Origin of the sequence: Mesorhizobium shangrilense, from assembly GCF_028826155.1 — a bacterium.
GTDB classification, from domain to species: Bacteria; Pseudomonadota; Alphaproteobacteria; order Rhizobiales; family Rhizobiaceae; genus Arvimicrobium; species Arvimicrobium flavum.
Map to the genome: position 1 here is coordinate 3560538 of NZ_JAQGPN010000001.1, position 11849 is coordinate 3572386.

Annotated in this window: 13 protein-coding genes; 10 read left to right on the plus strand and 3 right to left on the minus strand. The window is 64.4% G+C overall.

The features are described from left to right. Positions 1-39: 39 nt before the first annotated feature. Positions 40-636 (plus strand): glutathione S-transferase, encoded by a 597-nt coding sequence (locus PD284_RS17220; protein WP_274629388.1) that lies wholly within the window; start codon positions 40-42, stop codon positions 634-636. Between the two features lie 67 nt (positions 637-703). Here PD284_RS17220 and PD284_RS17225 read toward each other — a convergent pair whose 3' ends face one another. Beyond that, positions 704-1387 (minus strand): outer membrane protein, encoded by a 684-nt coding sequence (locus tag PD284_RS17225; protein WP_274629389.1) that lies wholly within the window; start codon positions 1385-1387, stop codon positions 704-706. 385 nt (positions 1388-1772) lie between these two features. Here PD284_RS17225 and PD284_RS17230 point away from each other — a divergent pair, with 385 nt between their 5' ends. The 7 genes from PD284_RS17230 to PD284_RS17260 all read left to right on the plus strand — a co-directional run bounded on the left by PD284_RS17230 (position 1773) and on the right by PD284_RS17260 (position 8875). Further along, complete coding sequence (locus PD284_RS17230) at positions 1773-2534, plus strand: SDR family oxidoreductase (RefSeq protein WP_274630676.1); 762 nt, start codon at positions 1773-1775, stop codon at positions 2532-2534. 77 nt (positions 2535-2611) lie between these two features. Then, positions 2612-4612 (plus strand): excinuclease ABC subunit UvrC, encoded by a 2001-nt coding sequence (gene uvrC / locus PD284_RS17235; RefSeq protein WP_274630677.1) that lies wholly within the window; start codon positions 2612-2614, stop codon positions 4610-4612. Between the two features lie 96 nt (positions 4613-4708). Beyond that, a complete protein-coding gene (gene pgsA / locus PD284_RS17240) occupies positions 4709-5293 on the plus strand; it encodes a CDP-diacylglycerol--glycerol-3-phosphate 3-phosphatidyltransferase (protein ID WP_274629390.1) in 585 nt (194 codons plus the stop codon). Between the two features lie 4 nt (positions 5294-5297). Next, positions 5298-5549 (plus strand): molybdopterin converting factor subunit 1, encoded by a 252-nt coding sequence (gene moaD, locus PD284_RS17245; RefSeq protein ID WP_274629391.1) that lies wholly within the window; start codon positions 5298-5300, stop codon positions 5547-5549. Between the two features lie 4 nt (positions 5550-5553). Continuing rightward, positions 5554-6033, plus strand: coding sequence for a molybdenum cofactor biosynthesis protein MoaE (locus tag PD284_RS17250; RefSeq protein ID WP_274629392.1), 480 nt, complete (start codon positions 5554-5556; stop codon positions 6031-6033). Positions 6034-6116: 83 nt separating this feature from the next. Next, a complete protein-coding gene (locus PD284_RS17255; protein WP_274629393.1) occupies positions 6117-6527 on the plus strand; it encodes a YbaY family lipoprotein in 411 nt (136 codons plus the stop codon). 107 nt (positions 6528-6634) lie between these two features. Further along, positions 6635-8875 carry a putative bifunctional diguanylate cyclase/phosphodiesterase gene (locus tag PD284_RS17260; protein ID WP_274629394.1) on the plus strand — a complete coding sequence of 747 codons (2241 nt, stop codon included), beginning with the start codon at positions 6635-6637 and terminating at the stop codon, positions 8873-8875. Between the two features lie 94 nt (positions 8876-8969). Here PD284_RS17260 and ndk read toward each other — a convergent pair whose 3' ends face one another. Then, the gene (gene ndk, locus PD284_RS17265; protein WP_274629395.1) at positions 8970-9392 is read right to left on the minus strand and encodes a nucleoside-diphosphate kinase; all 423 of its coding nucleotides are present in this window, start codon (positions 9390-9392) and stop codon (positions 8970-8972) included. Between the two features lie 91 nt (positions 9393-9483). Next, positions 9484-10179: a glutathione S-transferase family protein gene (locus PD284_RS17270; RefSeq protein ID WP_274629396.1), complete on the minus strand. Its 696-nt coding sequence runs from the start codon at positions 10177-10179 to the stop codon at positions 9484-9486. 66 nt (positions 10180-10245) lie between these two features. Between PD284_RS17270 and PD284_RS17275 the strand changes: the two genes are divergently transcribed. Together PD284_RS17275 and PD284_RS17280 are read left to right on the plus strand one after the other, a co-directional pair. After that, positions 10246-10758 (plus strand): DinB family protein, encoded by a 513-nt coding sequence (locus tag PD284_RS17275; RefSeq protein ID WP_274629397.1) that lies wholly within the window; start codon positions 10246-10248, stop codon positions 10756-10758. Positions 10759-11012: 254 nt separating this feature from the next. Then, the gene (locus PD284_RS17280) at positions 11013-11783 is read left to right on the plus strand and encodes a hypothetical protein (protein WP_274629398.1); all 771 of its coding nucleotides are present in this window, start codon (positions 11013-11015) and stop codon (positions 11781-11783) included. The last annotated feature ends 66 nt before the right edge of the window (positions 11784-11849 follow it).

The following is an 11849-nucleotide window of genomic DNA, read 5'->3' on the forward strand; positions in this document are numbered from 1 at the left end:
CTCGCCGCATAGCGTGCGCGCGCTTTCCAGGAGAATGTGATGCCCAGACTGCTCTACTCGCCGCCCTCGCCCTACAGCGCCAAGGTGCGCATGGCTGCCGCCCATGCCGGGATTGCTGTCGACGCCGTCGTCACAGACACCAATGCACAGCCACCGGAGCTGACTGCCGCCAATCCGCTTGGCAAGATCCCTGTGCTGATCGCCGACGACGGGCAGGCGATCTACGACAGCCGGGTCATCACGCAGTATCTCAATCGAGAATCAGGCGGGAAGCTGTTTCCGCGCAACGCCGCGAAACGACTTGAAGCTGAGCGCCTTGAAGCGCTGGCCGACGGCATCTGTGACGTGCTCCTTGCCCACGTCTACGAGCGCCGCATGCGGCCGGAGGATAAGATCCACGAGCCCTGGCTGGAAAAGCAATGGTCGAAGGCCGTTCGCGGGCTGGACGCGCTCTGCGCCGACATGCCGAAGCTGCCGCTGAGGATCACCGCCGGTCACATCGCGCTGCGGGCGACGATCGGCTATCTGGATCTGCGCTTTGCCGGCAAATGGGAGCGCGGCCACACGAAGCTGAAACGGTGGGCCGCCCGCTTCGACCAGAAATTCCCGGAACTCGCGACGCTCGTCCCCTCCTGACCGGCACGCCCAAAAAGAAAGGGCCGGCTCTCGCCGACCCTTTCTATTTTTGCCAATCCGCTCCGGATCAGAACTTGAGACCGACACCGAAGGTGACGCGGTGGTCGGAAGCATCCACGTCGCGGACGCCAAGGCCGGTTTCGATCTGATCGCTGCCGTAATCGGTGTAGCGATACTCGACACGCCCGAAAACGCGCTCCGAGAACATCATGTCGGTACCCGCGCCTGCGGTCCAGCCGATCATGGTGTTGCTGTCGGAGCCGATCGGGTCCCGGACCTTCAGGCTCTGAGCCGCGCCACCGGCGGTAGCGTAGATCAGAACGTCCGGCGTCACAGCATAGCCGAGACGGGCCCGCAGCGACCCATCAATGCTCGACTCGGACTCAAGGGCGCCATTGTCGCTCTCGCCGTCCATGCCGTTGTAGTTGACATCGCCTTCGATACCATACACCCAGCCGCCATTCTGCCACTGGTAACCGGCGAAGGCGCCACCGATGAAGCCGTCGGTGTCAATGTCGGTTTCGAGACCGGTCCCGGGGATCGTCTCGGTCGTCTGGCCCGAAAAGCCGTAGCCAGCCGAAAGACCGACATAGGCTCCAGCCCAGCTTGCGACCGGCAGGGTCTCGACAGGCATCGGAGCCGGCGGCTCTTCCATCACCACGTCGGCGGCGAATGCGGGGGCGACGCCAAGCAGCGCCACCATGCCTGCCACTGCGAGCGACGATCGCGTGTTTCTTGAGGTAATGTTCATTTACTTACTCCTTGGTCCCGAACTCGCGGACCTTCTGCAATCCTTGATCCCGCACCGTCCCGCCCAAACGGCCATCGGGGCTTGCAGTTCCAATTTCGGCAGCAAATGCGGCTGAAGCGTTCCCCAATCTGGGTGTTTACCCGGCAGGAATGCGGCCAAAGCGAGACGTTGCACGACTGCAACAACGCGGTGTCAGCAGGCGAGAGGCGGAGCGCGAAGACAGCTTGGTGCAAAGGGTTGCGACCCCTATATAGCCAAGGACTTTAACAGCCCGGAGGCGGCAGAAGCGTTCCCGCGGGCGTCCCGCCACAAAGTTGCCGCATCCCTGAATGGATCGTAACCCTACCTTGTCATATTCGGGTCTTAGAAATTGTCCGGAACAATGATGCTTCAGGCGGCCAGAACCGCGTTGGTTACCGGCGGCGCCAAGCGCATCGGTCGCGCCATCGTCGAAAACCTTGCCGCGCATGGCTTCGGCGTCGTCATCCATTGCAATCGCTCGCGCGCCGACGCCGATGCGCTGGCGGCGGCGATTCGCGGCAAGGGCGGAGAGGCCGCGGTGGTCACCGCTGATCTCAGCGAACAGCGGGCGGTTGGCGGACTGATCGATCAGGCGACTGCCACGCTCGGGCCCATCGGCCTTTTGGTCAACAATGCCTCCGTCTTCGAGCCCGACACGGCCGACGATTTCGAGTGGGAGGTGTGGGACCGCCACTTCGCGCTCCACCTCAAGGCGCCGGCCATGCTGACGCGCAACCTGGCCGCCGCCCTGCCCCCGAACCAGGAAGGCCTGGTGGTCAACATCGTCGACCAGCGGGTTTGGAAACCGACGCCGCACTACTTCTCCTACACATTGTCGAAGTCCTCCTTGTGGGACGCAACGCGGACCATGGCGCAGTCGTTCGCCCCGCGGCTCCGCGTCAATGCCATCGGTCCCGGTCCTACGCTCGCCAATATCCGGCAGAGCGCCGCCGACTTCGAGGCCCAGGCCGGCAGCGTGCTGCTCGGCCGCGGCCCTTCGCTTGATGAATTCGGCGCGACGATTCGCTATCTATGGGAAACACGGTCGATCACCGGCCAGATGATTGCGATCGACGGCGGCCAGCATCTTGCCTGGGAGACGCCTGACGTAACAGGCAACGAATGAGTTCAGACGACCATCCATCCTCGCCCACGCGCTCCGGGGCATCGAAAGCGGCAGCCGCCGACGACGTGGCCGGCTACATGCCGGGCGGCGACATCGACGATGAGGACGCGGACGCGCCGGAGCCGCAACCGGAGGTCCCGGCGGTCGGCTTCACCGCCATCGAATGGGACGCCTACAAGGCCGACGCTGACGGCAAGGCCGGAGCGGACGTCATCCATGCGCTCGCCAAACAGCTGCCGAACCGCCCCGGCGTCTATCGCATGATGAATGCGGCCGGAGACGTGCTCTATGTCGGCAAGGCCCGCAGCCTCAAGAAGCGGGTCACCAACTACGCGCAGGGACGCTTCCACACCAACCGCATCGGCCGCATGGTGCGCGAGACGGCGACGATGGAGTTCGTCGTCACCCGCACGGAAACCGAAGCGCTGCTGCTCGAAGCGAATCTTATCAAGCGCTTGCGGCCGCGCTTTAATGTGCTGATGCGGGACGACAAGTCGTTTCCGTACATCGTGCTAACCGGCGACCACCCCTCTCCCGGCATCTTCAAGCATCGCGGCGCACGCTCGCGAAAGGGCGACTATTTCGGACCGTTCGCCTCGGCAGGCGCGGTCGGGCGCACCATCAACTCGTTGCAGCGCGCCTTCCTCCTGCGCACCTGCACCGATTCGGTCTTCGAAAGCCGCACGCGCCCTTGCCTGCTCTACCAGATCAAGCGCTGCTCCGGCCCTTGCACCGGCGAGATTTCGGCGGCGGACTACCAGGAGCTCGTTTCCGAAGCCCGGGACTTTCTCTCCGGGCGCAGCCAGAAGGTGAAGAGCGAGATTTCGGGCGCCATGCAGCGCGCCTCCGAGAATCTCGATTTCGAGCAGGCCGCGGTGCACCGCGACCGGCTTGCTGCGCTCTCGCACGTCCAGGCGCATCAGGGGATAAACCCGCAGTCGGTAGAGGAGGCCGACGTCTTCGCCATCCACACCGAAGGCGGGCAGAGCTGTATCCAGGTGTTCTTCTTCCGAACCGGCCAGAACTGGGGCAACCGTGCCTATTTCCCAAAGGCGGACGCCTCGATCGAGCCGGCCGAGATCCTGGGCTCGTTCCTTGCCCAGTTCTACGACGACAAGCCCTGTCCCCGTCATGTCCTGCTGGCGAGCCCGGTGGACGAGCAGGATCTGCTCGCGGAAGCGCTATCAACGCGCGCCGGCCGCAAGGTCACGGTTTCCGTTCCGCAGCGCGGCGAAAAAAAGGACCTGACCAACCACGCGCTGCAGAACGCGCGCGAGGCGCTGGGCCGTCGCCTGGCCGAAACCTCGACTCAGGCCCGGCTGTTGGCGGGATTCGCCGAGACGTTCGGGCTGGAGAAGACGCCCGTTCGCATCGAGGTCTACGACAACTCGCACATCATGGGCACGAACGCCGTCGGCGCCATGATCGTCGCCGGGCCGGAAGGTTTTGTGAAGAACCAATACCGGAAGTTCAACATCCGCTCGACCGAGATCACCCCCGGCGACGACTTCGGCATGATGCGCGAGGTCATGCAACGCCGCTTCTCGCGGCTTCTCAAGGAGAACGCGCGCGACCTGGAGCCGGACGGCGCCGCCACGCCTGGCGAGGACGAAGACGCCTTCCCCGCCTGGCCGGACGTCATCCTCATCGACGGTGGTCAGGGCCAGATGTCGGCGGTGCGCGGGATCCTTGCCGAACTCGGCGTCGCCGACAAGGTCGTCGCTATCGGCGTCGCCAAGGGCCAGGACCGCGATGCGGGACGCGAGCGCTTCTTCTGCGCGGACCGTGGTTCGTTCACCCTGCCGGTCCGCGATCCGGTGCTCTATTTCGTGCAGCGCCTGCGCGACGAGGCGCACCGTTTCGCCATCGGCTCGCACCGGGCGCGCCGGAAAAAGGAGATGACCAAGAATCCGCTCGATGAGATCGCCGGCATCGGTCCTACCCGCAAGCGCGCGCTCCTGCTGCATTTCGGCACCGCCAAGGCGGTCAGCCGAGCGGCCGTGTCGGACCTGATGGCCGTCGACGGCATTTCCGAGACGACGGCGCGCCTTGTTTACGACCACTTTCATGAGAAGTGATGGGCCATAGCCGCCTTTCCCGCGACATCGAGCCGCGCCGCGATTGACCAATCCCTGGTCACTCTGATTTGAGTATGAGCTTATTTGTTAGGAACCATGGCCAAGCACGCCTTCAACCTCCCGAACATGCTGACCTACGCACGGATCCTCGCCGTGCCGTTGATCATGCTGTGCTTCTATCTCGAGCTGAGGACGCGCCCGACCGACGCGGCGCGTTGGGCAGCACTTGGCCTGTTCGTCGCGGCGAGCATAACGGATTATCTCGACGGCTACCTGGCGCGCATCTGGCAGCAGACCTCCAACATCGGCCGCATGCTCGATCCGATCGCCGACAAGCTGCTCGTCTCGGCCGTCCTGCTGCTGCTGGCGTGGGACCGCACGATTGACAAGTGGTCGCTGTGGGCGGCGATCATCATTCTGTGCCGCGAAGTGCTGGTGTCGGGCCTGCGCGAGTATCTTGCAGGCCTCAAGGTGAGCGTGCCGGTGACGCGGCTGGCGAAATGGAAGACGGCGATCCAGATGGTGGCCATCGGCTTCCTCCTCGCCGGACCGGCTGGCGACAAGATCTGGCCCTACATCACCGAGGTCGGCCTCGCGCTGCTCTGGATCTCTGCTATCGTGACGCTTTATACGGGCTACGACTATTTCCGGGCCGGCCTGAAGCACATCGTCAACGAGTGACGGCATGAAGCTCATCTATTTCGCCTGGGTACGCGAACGGATCGGCAAGTCCGAAGAAGACGTCGAACTGCCTGACGACGTCACGACGGTGGGCGAGCTGCTGCGCTGGCTGCATTCGCGCGGAGACGGCTACGAGGCGGCTCTGCAGTATCCGGACGTGATCCGCGTGGCGATCAACCAGGAACACGTCAACCATCGCGAACCCCTCGCCGGCGCGCGCGAGGTGGCGCTGTTCCCGCCGATGACGGGCGGCTAGCACCGTGAACGCCCCCTTCTCGCCAACCGTCAGGGTGCAGGCGGAGGACTTTGACCTCTCCGCGGAGATCGCGAGACTGACGGCGGGCGACAGGGATGTCGGCGCGGTGGTGACCTTCTCCGGCATGTGCCGAGACGACCAGGGGCGGCTCACCGCGCTCGAGCTCGAACACTATCCAGGCATGGCCGAGGTCGAGATCTCGCGCATCGCGGCCGAGGCCGCGGGGCGTTGGCCGCTGTCGGGCCTGACCGTCATCCACCGTTTCGGCAAGATCAGGCCAGGCGAGAACATCGTGCTGGTGGTCGCCGCATCTGCGCATCGCCAGGCCGCCTTCGAGGCCGCGTCCTTCCTCATGGACTATCTCAAATCGCGCGCGCCCTTCTGGAAGAAGGAGCATCGGGCCGACGGCAGCGCCGGCGACTGGGTCACGGCCAAGGAAAGCGACGACGAAGCCGCCGCGAAGTGGTCGCACCGCCAGCGATAGGGCGCGGATGCTTTTTACGCCAGGGCCGCCTTGGAACCACCGCAATCCGCTCGAATTCTGCCGCGCAACAACGGGGTGTCGGCATGTTCGCGATCAGGTTGGAAGAGTTTCTCCTGTTTGGTCTGGCGCCTCTGTTCCTGAGCTTCTTCGCTCTGCCGGACGCGGTCGCGGCGGAGGAACGCATGATCGAAGGCGAGATCACCTATCGTGAGCGGATCGCATTGCCTGCGCAGGCAATGGTGACGGTGGAACTGGCCGACGTTTCTCATGCCGAGGGGTCGGCAGCCGTCCTCGGCAGGCAAGAGATCAGGGGGCCAATACAGGCGCCGGTGAAATTCACCCTCCGCTTCGACCCGTGGGTTATCCGGCCGGAAGCGGCCTACACGCTGCAAGCGCGTATCACTGTCGACAATGAATTGTGGTTCAGCAACGAAATGCGCTACGAGGCGCACTCAGCCTCGCCCGTTGAACTGGTGCTGAAATCTTCTCGATAGAACGTTGACAAAGTCTATCCGGCTATCCGTCTAAATCGGTCGAAACATTAGCGGATTCGAAATCCACAAGTGTTATTCGTGTCTCACAGCGTCGCTGCGCGAGACCGATGACAGAGTACTTTCAAACTCTGATTGCGATGGGAGGCGAACAGGCCTGGCTGATTGCCGCCGGTCTGGGCATCATCATGCTCGTCGCCTTGCCGGGGGTCCGCTACCGCCGGCTCTACCTGCGGGCGCAGCAGAGCGAACAGAACTACGCGACGCTGATCGACAATCTTCCCGAAGGCATCTACCGCTCCACGCCCGACGGCCGACAGATCAGCGCCAACAAAGCGCTCGTGAAGCTCAACGGCTACTCCACCGAGGCGGAAATGCTGGCCTCGGTGAAGGACATCGCAACCGAGTGGTATGTCGACCGGAACCGGCGGCAGCAGTTTCGTGATCTGCTGCAGCGGAATGGGCGGGTCGAGGACTTCGTCTCCGAGATCCATCGTCACAAGACGCGCGAGCGCATCTGGATCTCCGAATCCGCGCGGCTCGTGCAAGACGAAAAGACGGGTGCGCCACTTTTCTACGAAGGTTCGGTCCGCGAGATCACCGACACTGTGAAGCGTCTGGCCGCCGAGGAGCAGTTGCAGAAACTCACCAGCGAGGCCCCCGGCGGACTGTTCCAGTTCACAATGTCCCACGACGGCAACAGCACCGTCCACTACCTCAGCAGCGGTTGCGAGCGCATCCACGGCGTGCCCCCGCACGAGCTCCGCAGCAATCCCAGGCTGTTCCGCGACATGGTGATCGCCGCAGACCGCGAGGAGTTCGACCGGACGCTGCAGGCTGCGTCGGCGGAGCTCGCTTCCTGGGACCACGAGTTCAGGATGCGTGTCCGCGACGGGACGGAGAAATGGGTGCATCTGCTGGCCCGCCCCGAACCTGCGGCCGGCGGGATCACGTGGCACGGGTATTTTTCCGACATCTCGGTGCGCAAGCGCCAGGAACTCGAGATCGAGGAACTCGCCTATTACGACCCGCTGACGCGCCTGCCCAACCGACGCATGTTTCTGCGCCGCATGTCGCGGTCCTTCGCCGACTGCGCCAAGCGGGGCGACCATGGCGCGCTGCTGTTCATCGACCTGGACAACTTCAAGACCCTGAACGACACGCAGGGCCACGACATCGGCGACCGCTATCTCACCGAGGTCGGCAACCGCCTGCGCGGCTGCGTCAGCTCGCGTGACACGGTGGCGCGCATCGGCGGCGACGAGTTCGTGGTCATCCTGGAACAGGCCGGCAGCACGTCCGCCCAAATGACGCGTGGGGCAATCGTCGTCGCCGGCCGCCTGCTTGCGGCCCTGCGCGACGAATTCAAGCTCGGCGAGCTGCGCCACGTCGGCTCGGCCAGCGTCGGCATCGTCGTGTTCGACGGCGCCGAGCCGCGCGTCGAGCAGATTCTGAAACGCGCCGACATCGCCATGTACGAGGCGAAGGCCTCCGGCCGGAACGGCATGGCGTTGTTCGACCCGGCGACGCTGGAGCGCGAACAGGAGCGCTACCGCCTGCTGAACGAGCTGCGTACAGCCCTGGCGGAGAACCAACTCGAGCTGCATTTCCAGCCCCAGCTGGACCACAACCGCTGCATAACCGGGGCCGAGGCGTTGGTCCGCTGGAACCACCCTGCCCGCGGCATGATCCTGCCGGAGGCGATCATGCCCCTCGTCACGCAATTCGGGCTGGGTCCGGAGCTCACCTCCTTCGTCCTGGAGCGGGGGCTCCGTACGCTCGCCCAATGGCAGGATGACGCGCGGACGGCACATCTGAGGCTGGCGATCAACATGAGCCTGCAGACGATTGGCAGCGACGGCTTCGTTCTGCAGCTCGCCCGGCGCATCTTCGAGCACGGCGTTGACCCGCGGAAGCTGACATTCGAGCTCACCGAGGACGTCAGCACCCGCGACCAGCAGCGCGCCGCGTATCACATGCGCCAGTTGAAGGAGCTGGGCATCCGCCTTTCCCTGGACGATTTCGGGACGGGCTATTCGTCGCTCACGTTCCTGAAGAAGCTGCCCTTCGACGAGGTCAAGATCGACGGCAGCTTCGTCAGCGACATCGAGAAGGACGATACCGACCGGGCGCTGGTGAAGACCATGCTCGCAATGGCCAGCAATCTCGGCCTGATCGTCGTCGCCGAGCATGTCGAGAACGTACGCCAGGAGGCTTACCTGCGCGCCTTCGGCTGTGACTTCCTACAGGGATACCTCTACTGCAGGCCGGTGCCTGAGGCGGAATTCCTCGCATTCATGCGTGATGCGCCCACGCTGGCGCCTATTCCAGCGCAGTCGGCGGCTGGCTAACGCCCGGCGCCTTAACGGACCCGAGGCGCGGCACGTGAAAAAAGAAACCGGGCGCATCGCCCGGTTTCCAAAGCATCGTCAATCGAGGGCTGCTTCAGCCCACGACCTCGGTGTCGGAGAACCAGTAGCGGATCTCCTGCGCAGCCGTCTCCGGGGCGTCCGAACCGTGCACCGAGTTCTCGCCGATCGACAGCGCATGCACCTTGCGGATGGTGCCTTCGGCGGCGTTGGCCGGGTTGGTCGCGCCCATCACTTCACGGTTCTTGGCGATCGCGTTCTCGCCTTCCAGAACCTGAACCACGGTCGGCCCTGAAGACATGAACTCGCAGAGTTCGTCGAAGAAGGGGCGTTCCCTGTGCACCGCGTAAAAACCTTCGGCCTCGCGGCGGCTCATCCAGACGCGACGCGACGCGACGACCCGCAGGCCGGCCTCTTCGAGCATCTTGGTGATAGCGCCGGTCAGGTTGCGCTTGGTCGCATCGGGCTTGATCATCGAAAACGTGCGTTCGATCGCCATGAGAAATCCTTGTCCTGAAGAAGCATGTATGAGGGTGGCGGGCTCTATACCGGCCGCCATGCCCATTGCCAAGAGGCCGGAAAGCCGCGGTTCAGGCAGCGGCGGCGACTTTGCGCCCGACGCCGCCGTGCAGATCGAGGCAGCGCCCGACCCAGGCGGTCAGCGGGTCGTCTTCCGGAAGGAACGCGAAGGTCGACGTCACGCGCACCCACTGGAAGGCGCCGAACACGATGTAATCCGCGAAGAGCGGAGAGGAACCGCCGATGAAGGGCTGATAGGTCAGCAGGCTGCGCAGCGGTTCGAGCTTCTTCAAGAACTCCGGATGGCGCGCCTCGCGCTCCGACGCGACGCTTTCGAGCGTTCTGCCGAGGTTGCGCTTCTCGCGGCTGTCTCGGAAATAGGCCTGGTCGGCCGGCGCAAGGCGGTCGTGGATGTCCATGATCGCGGCCGCACCAAGGAAGGGGTGGATCGTATGTTGCGTCCAACGCTCGACGAATCGTGCCATTGCCTTGCCGCCCTCACCGCCGAACAGGCTGGGGCGGTCCGGATAAGCGTCCTCGAGATAGAGCGCGATGTCGAACGAGTCGGCCACCAGCTTTTCACCGTCGCGAATCACCGGGACGGTCCGTGAAAAGCCGCCCTCCACGCCTGCAACCCCGGTGAACGGGGTCGGCACGCTGCGGAAGGCGAGCCCCTTGTGCGCCAGCGCCATCGCGACTTTCCAGCAGTGCGGACTGAACGGCCGCGCGGGGTCCTGGCCCACCAGATCGTAAAGCAAAATCGTCATTGCACCCTCGTCTCGGTTCCGCGGTCTGATAGGTTCGGGGCTGTCGCACCTTTCTGGAAGAAGCCCGTGAAGCAGCACTTCATGATGTTCGCCGCCTACAACGCATGGGCCAACCGCCGCATTTATGATGCTGCAGCGGGGCTGACGGTGGAGGAATGGCAGCGCGACACCGGAACCTTCTTCAAATCCCTCATGGGCACGCTGAACCACATCCTGGTCGCAGATCGGATCTGGCTGAAGCGGATGACGGGCGAAGGCGACGCGCCGACAAAGCTGGACGCGATCATCCACGCTGAATTCGGCAAACTGCAGAAGGCGCGCGAGGCGGAGGATCGTCGCATCATCGATTGGATCGGCGGATTGCGCGAGGCGGATCTCGCGGGACGCTTCACCTATATCACGGTGACCGACGTGCGAACCGTATCGCAGCGGCTCGCGCCGGCGCTCTCGCACCTGTTCAATCACCAGACGCATCACCGGGGCCACGCCCACGCGATCCTCACGGCGCTCGGGAAGCCGAGCGTCACTCTCGACCTAATCTACTTCCAGCGCACGCCTGAGGGGGTGGCCTTCGCGTAACTCCGGGAAGCGGACGCCGGTCTCGACTTCATCTCAATGGCCGGCGGAAGAGATCACATTCCGGGCACGGATGCACATGATCCACCATGCCGCCGCTGCATGGGTAAAATGCGAACGATTACCGATACTTTTCGATAACCTCATCGGACGTCTCGCCCCCTGAGAAAGAAACCCCTCGCCTCCATTCCCCTTAACCCCTCGCTGGGCAAGCAATTGTTCCGCATCGACCAATCCAACTCTGCGAGGAGAACATCATGGCGACGATTGTTCGGAGACTGACCATCGCATTGACGTGCTGCGCCTTTGCATTCGGGATGCCCGCATACGCCCTTGATCTAGGAGGCGCCAGCGGTGGTCTCAATGTCGGCGGAGTATCCCTTGGCAAGGATGGCGTCGGCGTCTCCGTCGGCGGAGCCAACGGCGTCAATGCGGGCGTCGGTGTCGGAACAAGCAGCGGCCGCCTCGGCGTGGACGTTGATGCCTCGATAGGTGGGAGCGGTGGCGTAAAGGCCGGCGTCGATGCGAACCTTGGGGGGAACTCAGGGGTTGATGCGGGCGCAGGCCTCTCGGTCGGCGGAAACAGCGGCGTCCGGGCCGACGCCGGGGCGTCCGTCGGCAATGACGGCATTGACGCCAGCATCGATGCGTCGGTCGGCGGCAGCGGCGGCGTCAATGCCGGCGTGGGCGCCTCAATCGGCGGAGGCGGCGTCGGAGCTGGCGCAGGCGTCAGCGTGGGCGGCAATGGCGGCGGGGGGAACGGCGGCAATAGTGGTGGCGGCGGCAACGGCGGCAATAGCGGTGGCGGCGGCAACGGCAATGGTGGCGCCGGCGGAAACGGTGGTGTTGGCAACGGCGGCGGTGGAAGCCCCGTCGGGAGCATTGGCGGCTCAAGTTCCGTGGCGGTCGCCGGCATGTCCGACGCCCAGGTAACCCGGCTGAGGAAGCGCTGCGGCGAGATCGTTACGAACGCCGGTTCCTACGATCTGCAGCTCGTGGCACTGTGCAGGCTGCTTCGCGGCAGGTAGCCTGTCCGCGCCAGCGGCCAGCCTCGGCGCTCTGGCCGCTGGCGTCACGTCCGTCCACACGCAGAG